21 protein-coding genes and 1 pseudogene are annotated in these 17,390 nt (G+C 44.9%); 13 read left to right on the top strand and 9 right to left on the bottom strand.

Translation table 11 applies throughout. The features are described 5' to 3' along the window. Positions 1-130 precede the first annotated feature (130 nt). The 12 genes and pseudogenes from ACTOY7_RS10955 to ACTOY7_RS10900 all read left to right on the top strand — a co-directional run bounded on the left by ACTOY7_RS10955 (position 131) and on the right by ACTOY7_RS10900 (position 11,757). Entirely contained in the window at positions 131-853 is a 723-nt protein-coding gene (locus ACTOY7_RS10955) for a Crp/Fnr family transcriptional regulator (protein WP_482671338.1), read from the top strand. Positions 854-1,140: 287 nt separating this feature from the next. After that, positions 1,141-1,668 carry a GNAT family N-acetyltransferase gene (locus ACTOY7_RS10950; protein WP_160281814.1) on the top strand — a complete coding sequence of 176 codons (528 nt, stop codon included), beginning with the start codon at positions 1,141-1,143 and terminating at the stop codon, positions 1,666-1,668. Between the two features lie 178 nt (positions 1,669-1,846). Continuing rightward, positions 1,847-2,749 (top strand): annotated as a pseudogene (locus ACTOY7_RS10945) (HsdM family class I SAM-dependent methyltransferase); the annotation flags it as partial. A gap of 312 nt (positions 2,750-3,061) precedes the next feature. After that, the gene (locus ACTOY7_RS10940) at positions 3,062-5,596 is read left to right on the top strand and encodes a DUF4268 domain-containing protein (protein WP_482672174.1); all 2,535 of its coding nucleotides are present in this window, start codon (positions 3,062-3,064) and stop codon (positions 5,594-5,596) included. Positions 5,597-6,211: 615 nt separating this feature from the next. Then, on the top strand, positions 6,212-6,748 hold the full coding sequence (locus tag ACTOY7_RS10935) for an ImmA/IrrE family metallo-endopeptidase (RefSeq protein ID WP_160281816.1): 537 nt from the start codon (positions 6,212-6,214) through the stop codon (positions 6,746-6,748). Positions 6,749-6,760: 12 nt separating this feature from the next. Then, positions 6,761-7,021 carry a DUF4160 domain-containing protein gene (locus tag ACTOY7_RS10930; RefSeq protein ID WP_160281817.1) on the top strand — a complete coding sequence of 87 codons (261 nt, stop codon included), beginning with the start codon at positions 6,761-6,763 and terminating at the stop codon, positions 7,019-7,021. Positions 7,022-7,032: 11 nt separating this feature from the next. Next, positions 7,033-7,308 (top strand): DUF2442 domain-containing protein, encoded by a 276-nt coding sequence (locus ACTOY7_RS10925; RefSeq protein ID WP_160281818.1) that lies wholly within the window; start codon positions 7,033-7,035, stop codon positions 7,306-7,308. 177 nt (positions 7,309-7,485) lie between these two features. Continuing rightward, positions 7,486-7,746 carry a hypothetical protein gene (locus tag ACTOY7_RS10920; RefSeq protein ID WP_394682806.1) on the top strand — a complete coding sequence of 87 codons (261 nt, stop codon included), beginning with the start codon at positions 7,486-7,488 and terminating at the stop codon, positions 7,744-7,746. Beyond that, positions 7,747-8,355: a helicase-related protein gene (locus ACTOY7_RS10915; RefSeq protein WP_482672173.1), complete on the top strand. Its 609-nt coding sequence runs from the start codon at positions 7,747-7,749 to the stop codon at positions 8,353-8,355. After that, positions 8,276-9,166, top strand: coding sequence for a type I restriction-modification enzyme R subunit C-terminal domain-containing protein (locus tag ACTOY7_RS10910; protein WP_482672172.1), 891 nt, complete (start codon positions 8,276-8,278; stop codon positions 9,164-9,166). Before ACTOY7_RS10915 ends, ACTOY7_RS10910 begins: the two co-directional genes overlap by 80 nt. A gap of 254 nt (positions 9,167-9,420) precedes the next feature. Then, on the top strand, positions 9,421-10,791 hold the full coding sequence (locus tag ACTOY7_RS10905; protein WP_160281819.1) for a citrate/2-methylcitrate synthase: 1,371 nt from the start codon (positions 9,421-9,423) through the stop codon (positions 10,789-10,791). A 36-nt stretch (positions 10,792-10,827) separates the two neighbouring features. Next, positions 10,828-11,757 carry an alpha/beta fold hydrolase gene (locus ACTOY7_RS10900; RefSeq protein ID WP_394682803.1) on the top strand — a complete coding sequence of 310 codons (930 nt, stop codon included), beginning with the start codon at positions 10,828-10,830 and terminating at the stop codon, positions 11,755-11,757. Positions 11,758-11,917: 160 nt separating this feature from the next. Here the strand turns inward: ACTOY7_RS10900 and ACTOY7_RS10895 are convergent, their stop codons facing one another. The 9 genes from ACTOY7_RS10895 to ACTOY7_RS10855 all read right to left on the bottom strand — a co-directional run bounded on the left by ACTOY7_RS10895 (position 11,918) and on the right by ACTOY7_RS10855 (position 16,992). After that, positions 11,918-12,844 carry a class B sortase gene (locus ACTOY7_RS10895; protein ID WP_482671608.1) on the bottom strand — a complete coding sequence of 309 codons (927 nt, stop codon included), beginning with the start codon at positions 12,842-12,844 and terminating at the stop codon, positions 11,918-11,920. 111 nt (positions 12,845-12,955) lie between these two features. After that, positions 12,956-13,933 (bottom strand): LysM peptidoglycan-binding domain-containing protein, encoded by a 978-nt coding sequence (locus ACTOY7_RS10890; RefSeq protein WP_160281822.1) that lies wholly within the window; start codon positions 13,931-13,933, stop codon positions 12,956-12,958. A 154-nt stretch (positions 13,934-14,087) separates the two neighbouring features. Further along, positions 14,088-14,537, bottom strand: coding sequence for a tyrosine-type recombinase/integrase (locus ACTOY7_RS10885; protein ID WP_482671609.1), 450 nt, complete (start codon positions 14,535-14,537; stop codon positions 14,088-14,090). 43 nt (positions 14,538-14,580) lie between these two features. Beyond that, positions 14,581-14,892, bottom strand: a complete 312-nt coding sequence (locus ACTOY7_RS10880) for a hypothetical protein (protein WP_482671610.1) — start codon at positions 14,890-14,892, stop codon at positions 14,581-14,583. 154 nt (positions 14,893-15,046) lie between these two features. After that, a complete protein-coding gene (locus tag ACTOY7_RS10875) occupies positions 15,047-15,592 on the bottom strand; it encodes a Uma2 family endonuclease (RefSeq protein ID WP_160281823.1) in 546 nt (181 codons plus the stop codon). Positions 15,593-15,642: 50 nt separating this feature from the next. Then, complete coding sequence (locus ACTOY7_RS10870) at positions 15,643-15,894, bottom strand: type II toxin-antitoxin system RelE family toxin (protein ID WP_482671611.1); 252 nt, start codon at positions 15,892-15,894, stop codon at positions 15,643-15,645. Next, on the bottom strand, positions 15,891-16,109 hold the full coding sequence (locus ACTOY7_RS10865) for a hypothetical protein (RefSeq protein WP_160281824.1): 219 nt from the start codon (positions 16,107-16,109) through the stop codon (positions 15,891-15,893). The genes ACTOY7_RS10870 and ACTOY7_RS10865 overlap by 4 nt, the downstream gene beginning before the upstream one ends. Before the next feature lie 42 nt (positions 16,110-16,151). Beyond that, positions 16,152-16,493, bottom strand: coding sequence for a M48 family metalloprotease (locus tag ACTOY7_RS10860; protein ID WP_482671612.1), 342 nt, complete (start codon positions 16,491-16,493; stop codon positions 16,152-16,154). A gap of 175 nt (positions 16,494-16,668) precedes the next feature. Beyond that, positions 16,669-16,992, bottom strand: a complete 324-nt coding sequence (locus tag ACTOY7_RS10855; protein ID WP_160281826.1) for a helix-turn-helix domain-containing protein — start codon at positions 16,990-16,992, stop codon at positions 16,669-16,671. Between the two features lie 155 nt (positions 16,993-17,147). Here ACTOY7_RS10855 and ACTOY7_RS10850 point away from each other — a divergent pair, with 155 nt between their 5' ends. Continuing rightward, positions 17,148-17,318 carry a hypothetical protein gene (locus ACTOY7_RS10850; RefSeq protein ID WP_482671613.1) on the top strand — a complete coding sequence of 57 codons (171 nt, stop codon included), beginning with the start codon at positions 17,148-17,150 and terminating at the stop codon, positions 17,316-17,318. The last annotated feature ends 72 nt before the right edge of the window (positions 17,319-17,390 follow it).

The following is a 17,390-nucleotide window of genomic DNA, read 5'->3' as shown; positions in this document are numbered from 1 at the left end:
GGGCTTAAAAAAACTGTAAAAATATAAAAAGTTTGGCGAATATTAGAACTATTTAGAACAGAAGCGCGCCAGATAAGTCTGTGCTCTTCTGTTTCAAATCGTTGCGAAAAACTCTTTGACGGAGGTAATTATGGAAGAAAAGGAATATTCGAATCTGTATAAAATCGTAAATATTGTGCAGCGCCAAAAAGATCGGGCAGATCTGGAAGCGGTGCGCTGCCTTCTAAACGACAGGATGCGCCTTCGAACCGTGGCTAAGGAAGAACCGATATTCTACATAGAAGACGGAAAAGACTTGGTGTATTTGGTGCTTCGTGGAAGCTATATCAATTACCGGGTCTCCCTGAATGGAAAGGTAAACATATTGGGACGTGAAAAAGCCCCAGTATGGAGTGGGATAGACCGGGCGGCCAATGCGTCTAATATTAATTTTACAGAAAACAAAACGATGGAAGAATGTATTGTCCTCGAAATTGATGCAAAATATTTTTTGGAGGCTGTGGAGCATGATGGCCGATTCGGATTATATATAATCAAACATATTCTGAACAAGATGACAGATATCTCGGGCAAATCCGACCGTCTGATCTTCCATGACACAAGTGAGCATTTTGCCTACTTTATTTTGAAATACTGGAAAGATCATCATGATGCCGCCGGAAACAGCAGGATTGAGATGAAAAATGCGGATCTGGCCGATGAAGTCGGAATCAGCCAGAGGTCTCTGTATCGGATTCAAAACGCGTGGAAGAATGAAGGGCTGATTTCTGTGAAAAATGGGAATATTGTAGTGACTGCCGGGCAGATTCGAAGACTTCAGGAGATCTTTTATTGGATGATAAAAAGGCGATGAATGTATATATGAACCGGGTTGCCTTCGCCACATTCAGTTGCTTGAAACTTGAAGGAAATTATCACAATTCGAAATGCAATTCAGCAATTCGGCATGACTATGAAAATTGTTGAAATATTCACCGGTTCTGGTAAAATATAAAAAGGGATCTGGTTATGAAAATTTTGTTTTCATCCGCCAAGGGAAGACGCAAAAAGAACGAACAATGGAATTGATAATATCGGAAAGAGATATGATAAGGATATTTAGAAAGAAGAATTACATATGTGAAACAGGAGGAATGATTCATGGAGTTATATACACATCGGCTGATCCTTCGGTCCTGGCAATTAGATGATGCGGAAAATCTATATCAATACGCGAAGAACCCCAATGTCGGCCCGGTGGCAGGATGGCCGATACATACAAGCGTTGAAAACAGCCGGGAGATCATACAAACTGTATTTGCCGAGGAAGAAACATACGCCGTTTGCCTGAAGACAGATCATCTGCCGATTGGATGTGTCGCCATTACAGTCGGCGCGCGAAGCAATATGAAGCTTCCGGACGATGAAGGAGAGCTCGGCTATTGGATCGGGGAACCGTTCTGGGGGCAGGGACTGATCCCGGAAGCATGTACAGAACTGATACGCCATGGTTTTGAGGATTTAAAACTGAAAAGGCTGTGGTGCGGGTATTTTGAGGGAAATGAAAAGTCCAGGCGCGCACAGGAAAAATGCGGGTTTGTTTACCATCATACCAAGAAAGATATACATTGGGAACTGATGGACGATATCCGCACGGAACATGTTACAGTATTGGAACGGAACGGATGAGTAGAATGATGAATCGAAGCAAGCCGGGAAGGCGTCAGCCTCAATCAGTTGGTATTATATAAGCTGGAGCAATAAAAAACTCGAATAAAAATAATATGCAGCACTGCCATTGAAAAAAACACAAAGGAACGGAATAAAAGATGATCACAGGTGAATTAAAGAACAAAGTCGATAAAACCTGGGGGATGCTATTTTCAAGGTGCCCACTCCGGCTATGCTGACCAAGCTGATCGATGGGATTGATTCCCTGGAGCTGGGAGACTCGGACAGCAAAGGCGACCTGTATGAATACCTTCTGTCCAAGGTGGCGACGGCAGGCGCCAATGGCCAGTTCCGGATCCCGAGGCATATCATCCGGATGATGGTGGAGCTGGTCAGACCGAATCCAAAAGACTGGATCTGTGATCCGGCCATGGGTTCTGCCGGATTTCTGGTAGAGGCGCGGACCTATCTGCGGGAGCGCGAAGAAGAACTCTTTTTCGATCCGGAATTAAACAGACATTTTCATGAGGATATGTTTTTCGGTTTCGATATGGATCGGACGATGCTGCGGATCGGGGCGATGAATATGCTCCTCCACGGTGTCGATAATCCCGGTATTGAGTACTGCGACAGCCTGTCAGAAAACAATACGGATTTTGAGAAATACACACTGGTACTGGCAAACCCGCCCTTCAAGGGAAGCCTGGATTATGAAGGCGTGTCCACGGCGATTCTGGTATTTACAAAGACCGGTGCGGGCGGAACGGAGAAGGTCTGGTTCTATGATATGAAAGCGGACGGATTTTCTCTTGATGATAAACGCCAGCCCGTGCAGGAAAACGACATCCCGGATATTGTCCGCAGATACCATAACCAGGAAAAAGAGGCGGAGCGGAAGCGGACCGAGCAGAGCTTTTTTGTAAAACTTTCAGAAATTCAGGAGAACGACTACGACCTGTCGATTAATAAGTATAAAGAAATTGAGTATGAGGCGGTACATTATGACCCGCCGCTGGCGATATTGGACAGGATTGAGAAGATGGAAGAGGAGATACAGAAAGGGATGGCGGAGTTGAGGGAGCTGCTGAGTGCGGAGTAAACTTTCTGGATTTGTGGCAGTATATACTGAGCGCCAGATAAATCTGCCGCTTAGTATAATGTGATGCACACAGCCGCATGAGGAATTTTGCCGCTTCACGGCTGCGGCTGACGCGATACTCAGGGCAGATTCCATCGGCCGTGAGTATAACTAAAACGGCGGAGTATTGAATGAAAGGCGAAGAATATGTTTATCAATGTGTCTTAGAAGTCTGTACGGAGAATTCTATATGAAATTAACGAAATGTTGGAGGAGAACGGAATTACACCGATTGGAAGTGATCCGTCGTTACAGTAAGGAGGACAAATACGAATGAAGGGCTCGGAATGCAAATTTGTGAAATACATGGAAGGATCGGATAAGCGTTTTGTTATTCCAGTTTATCAGCGGAACTATGACTGGAAAACCGAAAACTGCAAACAGCTTTATGATGATCTCGTAAAGATAATCAAAGGGCATCGGAAGAGCCACTTCTTTGGAAGTCTTGTTTCTGTATATAACCCGGACGGACATAACGAGGAATTCCTTATTATTGATGGGCAACAGCGTTTGACTACGGTATCGTTGCTATTTCTTGCCATGTATAATCTGATAGATCAGGGGATTATTGCCCCGGAAACATCAAACCTGAAGCAGCGCATCTTCGAGGAGTACCTCGTGGATAAGTGGAAGCCGGAAGATACTCGGATCAAACTCAAGCCAGTCAAGAATGACCAGATGGCCTTTGGCAGACTCTTTTCTGATCCGACGGAGCACATCCGGGAATCAAACCTGACAGTGAACTATAATTATTTCTATGACCGTATTCAAAAGCAAGAAATTTCCATTGATGAGTTATACGACGCCATCTGCTGTCTGGAAATTATCAACATCCGGCTGGATATGGAGGACAATCCTCAGCTGATTTTTGAGAGCCTTAATTCCACCGGACTGGATTTGAGCGAGGGTGATAAAATCAGAAATTTTATTCTCATGGGATTGCCTTCTAAGGAACAGGAGGACTACTATGAGAAATATTGGAATAAAATCGAGATCTGCACGAAGTACGATGTCAGTGCGTTCATCAGAGATTACCTGAGCGTAAAGCAGCAGGCTATTCCGCAGCAAAAGAAGATATATACGAACTTTAAGGATTTTGTTGAACTGGGGAAATATGAAACGGAACAACTCCTGATAGAGATGCTTGCGTATGCCAAACGCTATCAGATGCTACTTGGAACCAGCACCGGAAACAAAGCTCTTGATGCTTGCATAGCAAGGCTCAATCGGTTGGAAACAACTGTAACAAGACCATATTTCCTTGAAGTGCTAAGACTTTACAATGAGAATAAGATTTCGCTTGCTCAGGTTACGGATATTTTCCTAACGACGGAGAATTACCTCTTCCGCAGGACTATTTGCGACCTTCCAACCAATGCCCTGAACAAGATATTTCTCATGTTGCATCGGGAAATCATCCGGTATGACGGAACTGATGATAATTACGTTGAAAAGCTCAAGTATGCGCTTCTATCGAAAAAGGAACGTGCTCGCTTTCCGGATGACGAAGAATTCTCTGCTGCCTTTGCAGAAAGACCGGTTTTTCTTACGAACAGCAAAAACAAGATCTACATCTTGGAGAGGATTGAGAATTTTGGCACATCCGAGGATAAGGATGTCTATCGCCATTGTGATGATGGCACGTATTCAATTGAACATATTATGCCGCGGCATCTTACCCCTATCTGGCAAAAGGAACTTGGCGATGACTATGAGCAGATACATGAAAAGTGGCTGCATAGAATCGCAAATCTAACGTTAACGGCCTATAACTCGAAATATAGCAACAGCTCATTTGCCGAAAAGAAGACCATGCAAAATGGCTTTGATGAAAGCGGCATCCGGATGAATACTTGGATTTCCAAAAAGGATAGGTGGACGCTGGCGGAATTGGAGGAACGTAGCGGATATCTTACCAACAGAGCCTTGACCATATGGGTAACTCCGGTCACATCATTCGAGCCGGAAGAAAAACAACTTGATACCTATACACTGGAAGATGAAGACGAACTGACAGGAAGACTGATAGCGAAGTTCACATTTAAGAATACAGAACAGCCGGTATCAACCTGGGTAGAGATGTTTCAGAAAGTTATTCAGATTTTATATATTGAAGACAAGTCGGTTATCACAAAGCTGGCTTTGTCTGAAGAAGACAATATTGCGCTCCATTTCAGCACTAATAAAGATGCTTTCACAAAATCTATGGAAATAGGTGATGGTATCTACGTATGGACAAATACAAGCACTGCGAGCAAGCTCTCTGTCCTTAACCGTCTGTTCAAGCTTTATGATGAGGAACCGGCAGATTTGGTGTTCTATCTGAGAGACGATAGAGAAGCTAATGAAGATGAACCGGGAAGCAGATACGAACTGAGAAGAAGATATTGGACATACGCACTTCCGATTATCCAGAAAGCGCACGGCGCAGGAGGTTCGTTCTCCAATGTGAATCCGTCAAGAGATAACTGGATCAACGGTTTCTTTGGTGTTGGAGGATTTTATCTGTGCTGCGTTGCAAACTTTGATGCAGCGCGTGCGGAAGTAGTGTTCAGCAGATCCAGTAAAGATGAAAACAAAGCGGCCTTCGATAGTCTGTATGCGCATAAGTCAGAAATCGAAGCAGTACTCGGCACAGCGCTTCACTGGAATCGAGGTGATGATATTAAATCCTCGAAAATATACATTCAGCTAAATAATGTCAGCATTGAGAATGAAACCGATTGGCTCCAGATGGCGAATTTCCATGCGGACTGTACAAAGAAGTTTTACGATGTGATTGTTCCGTACATAGCAAAACAAAACTGACCCGAGGTTTTCAATGGGTGAGTATTACGATTGGGTAAATGCAGATAAAAAAGAATGCATCTGTCCAAATGACTTTGATTTCGGATACAAGCGAACAGAATCATTGAGTCCGTCCGAAGATAGAAAATTCAAAGTGCATTGATATTGATCTGGATACATTGTATGAGTAGGATGCAGTAAAAGAGAAAATAGCGATTTAGCTATGCTGATGCTGTAGGAATATTTTTCTAAAATGATTGAAATACAATTTTGGGAAAAGTATAATGAAACTATCTATATTACCTGGAAGGAGGAGGTCTGATGGCTGGTGTAAGTGTTTATGTAAAACCGGAAATAATCAACTGGATTCTGCAAACGATTCAGTTTGAAAATATTGCCGGCTCTGCGATTGATTTATGATATAAATGGCAGTCCGGTGAAAAGACTCTCACTTTTAACCAAGTAGAAGATATGAGTTAAAAGACGAATATTCCCTTTGGGTATTTCTTTCTTGATAAGCCTCCTGTAGAAGAATGTTCGATTGTTGAATATCGCGCCGTTGACAGCGCTATGATAGCCGAACCCAGCCGGAATCTCATGGATACAGTTGATTTGATGACAGATATTCAGGAATAGATGTCTGAATATGCAGTTGAAAACGGGCAGGAAGAATTGGAGTATGTTGGAAGTGCGGCAGGGGCGACAGATGTTATGTCTGTTGCAGACGATATCCGAAAGAAACTGAATATTCAGGTTGACTGGTATAGTGACAGACAGAATGCAAAGGAATCCCTCCGTTTTTTGAAAAGAAAAATGGAGAATCTTCATGTTCTTATCATGATGAGCGGAATTGTTGGAAATAACACTCGCAGGAAATTAAGTGTCGATGAATTTCGGGCATTTACTCTTGTGAATAAATATGCACCGCTGATTTTTATTAATTCCTGTGACAGTGACAATGGAAAAGTGTTTTCTATCCTTCATGAGCTGGCACATGTGTGGGTGGGAGAAAATAGTTTTTACAATGCGCCAATCCATGCAAATTTTGGAAATCGTGGGATGGAAAAGTTTTGCAATGCTGTAGCGGCGGAGGTTCTGGTTCCGACGCAATACAATATACAGAAGTATATAGGCTTACGAACACAAATAGAAAGATGTTTGAGAGATTGTTAAAGGAGAAAGAGGATGCCAGTAATATCATTGTTTTTTGGAATAAGAGTAACTATGTATTATGATGATCATAACCCACCGCATTTCCATGCAGAATATAATGGAAATAGAGCATTGGTAGAAATTGACGAAGCTAGAGTTATAAAAGGAGCATTGCCATCGCGACAGCTAAAATTGATTTTGGCATGGTGTGTATTGCATCAGGACGAATTAATGCAAAATTGGGAATTAGCTAAAGATGGTAAAGAACTCAATAAAATTGCGCCATTGATGTGAGGAGGGCAAATATGTATCCCCAAATTATTCAGGTTGTTCCGACAGAAGATTACACGGTATATGTGTATTTTGAAGACGGTAAAATAGTATGCTATGATGTAAAACCGTTATTAGAAAAAGAAGTGTTTGCTGTTTTGAAAGAAAAAGAATATTTTATAAAAACCTGTACCATAATGAATGATACTTTAGCATGGGATATATCTGGGAACTGGGATAGTTCGAAATGCATTGATATTGATCCAGATACTTTATATATGTTGGATGCGGTAAAAGAGAAGATAGCGTAATGCTTATATTTGTGAGGATAAACGGAAGTGGAAAAAGTAAGAATTGGAGAATTGACTAAAATTCGAACAGGAAAATTAGATGCTAATGCTGCATCTTAGGATGGAAAGTATCCATTTTTTACATGCTCCAAAGAAACTTTGAAAATATCGACATATTCATATGATTGTGAATGTGTTTTGATAGCTGGAAATGGAGATTTAAATGTAAAGTATTATAACGGGAAGTTTGATGCTTATCAAAGAACATATAGCATCTTCGACCTGGAGCGGGGCGTGCCGACCTTTGCCTACGAGCTGGATCAGGCGGTGGAGGAAGGCTATCTGGTGGATTACAGCACCAGGGAATATAAGACGAAGATCATGGAAGACGGCATTCATTATGACCAGCTTTCCGAAGAGGAAAAAGAGGAATTTGAGGAAACCTTCAGCAATGACTAGATGATCGACAAAGATATTTCCGGGAATGCGGTCAATGAGTGGCTATTCAATGAGGACACCATCTGCAAGGTGCTGAGTGCCCTGATGGAAAATGGTTTGAAAGTGGAGGGCGGCGACAAGCTGGGAAAGACGATCATATTTGCAAAAAACAGCCCTCACGCCCAGGCAATCGTGGAGTGCTTTCAAAAATATTATCCGGAGTACGGTTCGGATTTTATCTGCCGGATCGACTACAGCATTTCCTATGCAGACACGCTGATCGACGATTTCAGCACAAAGGATAAACTGCCGCAGATTGCGGTTTCCGTGGATATGCTGGATACCGGGATCGACATTCCGGAGATTCTGAACCTGGTCCTTTTCAAAAAGGTTCGGAGCTATTCCAAATTCTGGCAGATGATCGGTAGAGGAACCCGGCTCTGCAAAGACCTGTTCAGACCGGAAATGGACAAGGAAGCATTTTTGATCTTTGACTTCTGCAATAATTTTGAGTATTTCCGCGCCAATAAAAAGGGAAAGAAAAATCGGAATGGCAGAACCTGGAGACCGCCTCCGTATCGGATTAAAAGAACATATTGCGCCGTTGATGGTGCCCAGGCGCGAGGATGAGCTTGCAAGGCGGTTTGACTATCTGATGCTGAGTATGGAATTGTCCCTGCTGCAGAGTAAAAATATAACCCGGAATATAGGAATTGTCATGCAGACGGCGGACCAGTTTTCCCGGCTCTATACGATTCCGCAGGTCAGAGCGACGCAGTATTCGATCGAACGCGCGCTGTCAGAAGATTTTTGGGAAAATGCCACGATCCTGGATATGGAGCGCATCCGGGAAACGCTTCGGGATCTGCTGAAATTTATTGAAAAAAAGAAAACACATATTTACTATACGGACTTTGAAGACAACATTATAGAAGAAAAAGAAGGGGCAGCGATCTACATTTCCCATGACCTGAAAAATTACAAAAAGAAAGTGGAATATTATCTGAAAGAGCATCAGGATCATTTGGCCGTGTACAAGCTTCGCCGGAATAAACGCCTTACGCCGGAGGAATTTGCGGAGCTGGAACGGATCCTGTGGGAAGAGCTGGGGACGAAGGAAGAGTACCGGAAAGAATACGGCGACACCCCGGTCGGCCGGCTTGTGAGGAAGATCGTGGGCGTGGACCGTGAGGTGGTCAATGCCGCGTTCAGCGATTTTCTGAGCGAGGAAAAATTAAACCTGAACCAGATGCGTTTCGTGCGTCTGATGATAGATTATATAGCGGTCAACGGAAATATCGAAGATAATCAGGTCCTGATGAAGAATCCTTTCCGAAGCGCAGGAAGCATTACGGCACTTTTTGGAAATGACCTGTCAGCGGCCCGCGAGATCATGAAGGTCGCCGAGGAATTTCGGAAAAATTCGGAAATAACGGCATAGACTAAGGAAAACAATAAAGCGAAATATTGCATCCAGCTCAAGGAAAAGCCGCATGACGATGAGAGGTCGGATGGCGCAAGGCACTGAAAAATACAACTCGACTCCGTTACTGTTCACACCCTGACCGGGCGCTCACAGTAACCTCGACTCCATCTATTCATAAATATTTAATATACATTTCATTGTACAAACGTTGTTTTTTTAGTATAATGGAAAAGTATATCATGAGAATTTGAGAAGAGGAGGAGAGGTTCATGCGGAAAGATATCGATAACGTTTTTTTTGAAAACAGCCCCCGGATTCAGGAATTAGCCCGCAAGTGTGAAGAGAACAACACGATCAACAAGGAACTGTATACAAAATACGAGGTGAAGCGCGGACTACGTGATTTGAATGGAAAGGGTGTGCTTGCAGGCCTGACTAATATATCCGATGTCTGTGCCAAGAAGGTTGTCAACGGGGAAGAAGTGCCGTGCGCAGGGAGCCTCTACTACCGCGGATATAATATCAAGGACATTGTAAAAGGATTCCTGGATGCCAAGCATCCGGGCTTCGAGGAGACCACATACCTGCTCCTGTTCGGAGAGCTTCCGAACGCAAAGGAGCTGAAGGATTTTCAGGTGATGCTGGCAGAGCGCAGGATGCTGCCGCCCAATTTTTTCCGGGATGTCATTATGAAGGCGCCCAGCCAGGATATGATGAATAACATTTCCAGATGCATCCTGCAGCTGTATTCCTACGATCACAAGGCGGACGACACCACGATTCCGAACGTGCTGCGCCAGAGCCTGAATCTGATCAGCCAGTTCCCGATGCTGATGGTGTATGGATTCCATGCGTACAATTACCGCCGGGGCGAGGACCTGTTCATCTATGCGCCGGACCCGGCGCTTTCGGCTGCGGAGAATGTTCTGATGATGCTCAGGGAGGACCGCAAGTATACCAAGCTGGAGGCCAAGATCCTGGATATGGCGCTGGTGCTTCACATGGATCACGGCGGAGGCAACAACTCCACATTTACGACTCATGTCGTGACCTCATCCGGAACTGATACATACTCCACCATCGCGGCGGCCATGTCATCCTTGAAGGGGCCCAAGCACGGCGGAGCCAATGTCAAGGTGACCCAGATGTTTGAGGATATGAAGAACACGCTTACGGACTGGACGGACGAGAAACAGATTCGGAAGTATCTGGAGGATCTCCTGGATAAGAAAGCATTTGACAGGAGGGGGCTCATTTACGGGATGGGACACGCGATCTACTCTGTTTCCGACCCCCGTGCGGATATCTTCAAGCGCTTTGTGAAGCAGCTTGCAAGGGAGAAGGGACACCAGGAAGAGTATGCTCTATATGAAAAGGTAGAGCATATGGCGCCGGAGATCATCGGAGAAAAGCGCCGGATGTACAAGGGGGTCAATGCCAATGTAGACTTCTACAGCGGATTGGTCTACAGCATGCTGGATCTGCCGCCTGCGTTGTATACACCGATCTTTGCGATGGCGCGTATTGTAGGCTGGAGCGCGCACCGGCTGGAAGAGCTGACGAATGTAGACAAGATCATCCGTCCGGCATACATGCCGCTTGCGCCGTACCGCAGTTATGTGAAGCTGGAGGATCGCTAATCCATTATAGTTCACGTGGAAGGGATGTTCAGGAGCATGAAAAGCGAATTTTATTTTCCGTCAAAGGATGGCAATACGGAGATCCATACGATTGAGTGGAAGCCGGAAGGCGAAGTGAAGGCGGTGCTGCAGATGTGCCATGGCATGGTAGAGTACATCGACCGCTATGATGAGTTCGCGCAGTATTTATGCGGACAGGGATTCTATGTTGTGGGGAATGATCATCTGGGACATGGGAAGTCTATACAGAGCAAGGCGGAATATGGTTTTTTCCATGAGAAGTATGGCAATGCCTGTGTGCTGTCGGATATCCATACGCTGCGTCAGCGTACCATGAAAAAGTATCCGGAGATTCCTTACTTTATGCTGGGGCACAGCATGGGCTCGATCCTGCTGCGCCAGTATATCCAGACCTATGGAACCGGGCTTGCCGGGGCGCTGCTGATCGGCGTCGTGGCGGAGCAGCCGGAGATTTCACTGCGTTTTGGACAGTGTCTGTGCCGTGTGATCGCGCTGGTGCGGGGATGGCATTACCGCAGCAGGCTTGTGGATAACGTGGTGACAGGCTCCTTCAATAAAAAATATAAACCGGCCCGTACCCGCGCGGACTGGGTGACAGGCGATCCGGAAAAGCTGGATGCTTACGTTGCGGATCCTTTATGTTCCTTCGTATTTACGGTGAATGCCTATTATCATTTGCTGGAGGGGATGCGGAAGATGCAGAAAAGGGAGAGTGTTTTCATGATTCCGAAGACGCTGCCGATCCTGTTTGCGGCCGGAACGGACGATCCGGTGGGCAGATATGGAAAGGGAGTGCGGAAGATCTATGAGAAGTACAAAGCAGCCGGGATTCGGGATGTGTCTCTCCGGCTGTATGCAGGCGACCGGCATGAGCTGCTCAATGAGAGGGACCGGCAGCAGGTGACGGAGGACCTGTACCATTGGATTGAAGAACGGGTGAAGTAATAGCCATAGAAAAGGGGCTGTCGGGAAGTGCGGATTGCCCGCAAGATATTGTTTTGCTGCATTGTAAATCACAGCAATATCTTACGGGCATATATCTGTTTCCAGACAGCCCCTTTTTATGCGCTTTCAGAAAATCTCTTGTCTCCATCCTTGCAGCTGATTATGACGGAGGCGCTTCCGGTGTCCCTGTATTTTCCGGGGTTCCCGCCGGATCTGCGGCCGGGGCTGCTGCAGCCGGATCCGTGGGATTTGCCGCATTTTCCGCGGGCTGGCTTACGATCTGTTTTTGATTGACCAGCTTCGCAACGATCAGGCGGCGGTTGTTGGGCCGGTCTCCGATACAGGTGGACAGGGTGACCAGACGATCTTCGGGAGTTACGGTCATATCCTCCGCAAACTGGTTCTGCGGCTCCGGTATGCCCTGCAGCTCCTGGATAAACGCCGGCACGGAGTCTGGTACCTTCAGGTCATGGGTGGCGGAGATCAGTGTGTCGTCATGTACCACCTCTGCAATGATCTTATATTCAAGCTGTAGTTCCGGTGTGTAAATATACATATACCGGTATGTATCAAAAAATCCTCTGTCAATATAATTTTTCAGGTCTCCGAAGTAGGAACCGTCCAGCATGTCATGTCCATAGATGACAGTGATCGGATCGGTAAAGTCCTTTGCGTTGACCATTCGTGAATAGATTGAGCCAGGCAGTGCCGCTACGCCCTCGAAAGTGACATTCAGATAATAATCCTCTTCCTGTGTGGAACTCTGCATGACAGGATAATTGACCTGTGTGCCGGGGATTTCGATGAAAGCATAAGCATCCGGGTTGATGGCCCATAATCCCTGGAAATCTATTTTCTGCGGCACGGTATCCAGGACCGGCTCCGGTTCCGGCTGTACTTCCGGTTCTTCTATCTTTATGGATTCTGCAGCCGCTTTTTTTACAGGTTCTTCGGGCTTGTCATCCTTGAGTTTCATGAATCCGATGCCTATGACGACACCTATGACACAAAGTGCCGCGGCAAGGATACCGACAAGAACCAGGATTAAAGTTTTATCATTCGTATGTCGTTTTCTTTTCTGATCCATATTTTATGCTCCTTTCTCACCCTGATATCTTATCACTATCGAAGGAAAAAGGCAAATGGAAATGTGAGGACGTCCAGCCAGCACCCGTGGAGGCTGGCTGGGGGGAGGAGATCAGGAGACGCGTATGGCATTTCCGGCGTAGATAAGGTTGGGGTTGGAGATTCCGTTCAGGGACATCAGGGTGGTGACGGAGGTCCCGAAGCGGACCGCGATCCCGCTCAGGGTGTCGCCGGACTGGATGGTATAGTACCGCGGGGCGGAGCCGCTTTTTTCCGGGACGCGTATGGTCTGGCCGGGGTGGATCAGATTCGGATCGGAAATGTTGTTCAGTGCGGCCAGCGCCTGGTAGGTGGTGCCGTATCTTACCGCGATCTCACTCAAGGTATCCCCGGGCTGGACGACATAGGTGATATAGTCCGCCGGGGGCGGTGTGGGTTTCGGCGGGGGAGTCGGCTTGCTGCCCAGGTGGTTCAGGCCGGCTTTTCGGATGACGGAAGCATAATCCACATAACCGGTGTCCAGGTCTACATTTCCTGCGATTCCGGGGATGCTTCCGGTGCTTGTGTACTGCCAGATGCCGTAGTCGATTCCATCGTAACGGCTGCCGTAACGGGCAAACCACAGTGCATAGCGCCGGTTCAGATCCCGGGAAAGATAGGTCTCCAGGAAATTCTGATTGCTGTAATACATGGCAAAATATCCCCGCTCCTCGATCCGGTCGCAGAAGGCTGTTACAATCTGGGTTGCCAGCGCAGGCGTGATCGTTACACCGTTTTGTTCGGCATAGGTTACGGAAGCGTGTTCAATATCGTAGCAGATAGGATATTCCATCCGGTATGGGGCGATCACCTCCAGACATCCGTCCGCCTCCTTCCTGGCATCCTCCGGGCTGAGGGCATAGCAGAACCAGTACGCGCCTGCCGGGAGTCCGATGCGATTGCATTCGGCCGCGTTTCTGCGGAACTGCTGGTCCGGCGTCCGGAAGCCATATCCGGCACGCAGCATGGCGAACTGATATCCGGCGCCTTTCACCTGCGCCCAATCTACAATTCCCTGAAATTCACTGACATCAAGTCCCTTTATACTCATGAAAAACTCCTTTCTCAGGATGATGTTCTGTCTCTTTATTATATGAAAGAAAATCCGGGTTGCTCATAATTTATTAATAATTTCATAAAATAAAAATATTAAAACCCCGTATTTACGGGGTTTTTGGACAATTTTGTCACTAACGTAAACGAAATTATGTACTGTTTTTCACTGGAATTTTAATCTTTTCAATCTCTTTTCGAAGCTCCTCAACTGTCCTGTGCCCATAGACCTTGTTTGTAATATCTTGGAAAGCATGTCCAAGCATACGTTTCCGATCATTCTCATTCACCTGATATTTCTCACAGAGCATGGAAAATGTGTGTCTGGCATCATGGGGAGTATGTCTCTGCATCCCGATCCGCTCCAAAGTCTCATACATCCTGTTCCGAAATGTGTTTGGCGTTATATCCAGAATTGTACCCTGCTTTTTTATAAAGTGCTTTACTAAAGCATAGATTCCAGAGTGTATCGGGACAATACGATCTTTCCCGGCATTGGTTTTGACTCCGCCCCGGAAATATTTTTGTTCCAGATTCACCTCCATAGATTCATATGCTTTTATCGTGTAGCCAGAATAGCACATGATCAGAAGAAATTCCACGATAGGATCATTCTTGTGCTTCCAGAGTATTGCAAGCTCGTCCTCAGAAAATGGGATGCCATGTTCTTCGTCTTCCGCTTTCTTTGGTGCTGTTCAGAGTCCGGTTCTGGTCGAAGTCGTTCAGGGTCCGTTCGAATCCCGGATAATAGGTTCCGGCATGCCAGGCAGTCAGGACGGCAAAGCCCTTCATATAATCATCCACGTAGCAGATCGCTTTCACAGGGGCGTATTGGCCGGGGGCGATCAGCTCTGTGGAAGGCGGATAGACGCCATAGGGATTACGGCGCTTTCCGGACAGTTTTTTGATGGATTCGTAGCCGTTGGGGAGCTTGGGGTATTTCTTTTTACGTGCCATTGTATCATCCTCCTGAAAAAAAGGTATAAAAATAACAGCCTGTCCATTGCAGGCCGCCACCAAAGATGATACAATACGTTTGTGCTAAATTTTGATTGTACATCTTCGGATGTATCTAAAGACCGTTCCTGTTGGCGCAGGGGCGGTTTTTCATTTACGGTAGAAAATCAGATATTTTGATTGTCAGGTCATCAAATATATGAGTTTGTATCGGATCATCAAAGGTATGTTGACATGAATCCTCCTCACCTTCAAAGCAATAGGTTTGGACGATTTTTGTTATCGGATTCACGATCCAGTATTCCCGTACCCCAGCAGTACGATATTTGAAAAGTTTTATGGAATAGTCCATCCGGGAGGTGCTGGGGGAAGTAATCTCAATGATCCAGTCGGGAGCGCCTTCGCATCCCCGATCGGACAGCTTATCTTTATCACAGATAACGGAGATGTCCGGCTCTACCCATACCTTATCATTAGAGTTTAGATTTACTGCAAACGGGGCGGGATAAACTTCGCAAGAACCAGACTTATTTTTTATGTGGTTATGGATTACTGATGTCAGTTCCATAATAAGTTTTTGATGAATCCGGTTCGGTGGCGCCATGGCGTACAGCTTCCCATCGATCAGCTCCGCACGCTGGCCGTCCGGAAGGTTCCAGTAATCTTCGGATGTATAAACTTGTTTTTGTGGTAATGGCATAATATCACTCCTTCCTACTACTATAGATTCAATTGCTGCAAATCAAACCACTATAATCTTTTGTAGATATCTCCACGGCTATCGATCTCTTCCACAGATATTATTTTGATCACATCATCAACTGTATATAATATTCTTATATTTCCGACTTTCATTCTGTACATGTTATGGCCTTGCAATTTTTTTATATCTGTTCCTTTTGGAAGTTTGTATATTGCGATTAACAACCGTTCCTGTATTTTTCGAGGCTGCTTTTTTAAAAATTTTTCAGCAGATTTTTGGATGATGATTTTATAATTCATAGTTTTACTCCTAATTCAGACGCAAGCGTCTCGATTGGAACACCATGTCCATCATTTACCATTTTTGCACGTTCAATCATTTCTAAATCCCATTCATCGGGTTCTATTTCTTCAATATCGGTTTTTGCAATATCCAGAATAAGATTTGTAATATATGCAAGTTTATATTCTGGCAATCCGTCAATGATCTGTTTTAATTTTTCTCTTTCACCCATGATTTTTGTCCTTCCTAAATTTTTATATAAATACTGATACGGTTATACCATTTTCATCACTGCTAAGTTTGGGATAAAGTATATGGTATAGTTATCAATATTTGTCATAATCCCATATTTATCCCGGTAGCATTCTATACATTCCAGAAGATATTCCTCCGTCACATTTAGAAATTCGGAGATTTCATACTGATTTTGGCATCCAGCTTCGTATGCCTTGACAATCCCCATCAGCCCGATCGTGCGCTGGTATCCGTTTAGCCGCGCCTGCCGTTCCTGTTTCCGGTTCCATGAGACGGACATATCAATGATGTTGCCTACGGTGGTTTCATGGTGGCCTAGCTCTTCGGCAAGGACGCAGGCTTTTTCGGCTGTCGTTTTCAATTTGTTTGATAGAGCTATATTTCCATCTATGTATAAACCGGAAAGATGTTCGGATAACGGAAAATCTTCATCTATAAAAATACCTTTAGAATCAGCCTCGTGTAATAATTTTCCATAGTTATTCAAATAATCAACTCCCCTTTTATGTATGGATCGGTGGCTATACGAAACAAAATCATTTTTTGCGCTTATTTCTAATAAATTCTATATAGTTTGCAACATCTTCTTGCTCTGCTTCAGTCAAATCAGACGTATCAAGATGAGCTGCGACAGTGATAGGTTCATATTTCGTGTTTAGCATCATTTTTTCTAAATCATCAGCAGAAATGCCGATCGCTTGACATATTTTACATACGTTTACATATCCCGCTTTTTCAGCGCCCCGTTCTAAAATAGCTTTAACAGTTGAATAAGGCAAGTCTGATTTTTTTACTATATCAGAAACTTTTATATTTTTTTCAGCCATTAATTTTCTTAATATTTCAGCTCTTTGTTCCATGTCGGTTACCTCCTTGTTTCAATATTACAATATTGCGTAAAGAAAGTAAATATAAAATTGCAAAATTCTGCAAAAAATATGCTGATAATTGCGCATATTGCAATATCGTAATAATATAAAAGCGCAATTGCGCAATTTCAAGGAGGTGAGTAATATTGATTACAGTAAAAGTAAATAATCTTGAAGCGGAAATGAAGAGAAAAGGAATATCAAGGAATGATATTGCGCAGGGCTTTGCGCATGGAGATTCTTATGAAAAGCTGGTAAGGAACCTCCGGCAGAGATTTGGAAAGGTCAGTGCAGATGCACGTTTACGATCGAGGTAGAAGACTGGGATAAGTGGATGGAGGATTATGAGCAGAGACACGGGAATGTGCAGGCCGGAAAAATTGCAAAAG

It is taken from the genome of Schaedlerella sp. (assembly GCF_056796775.1).
Note: the sequence above shows the minus strand (reverse complement) of the source record. Positions and strands in the feature narration are given on the sequence as shown.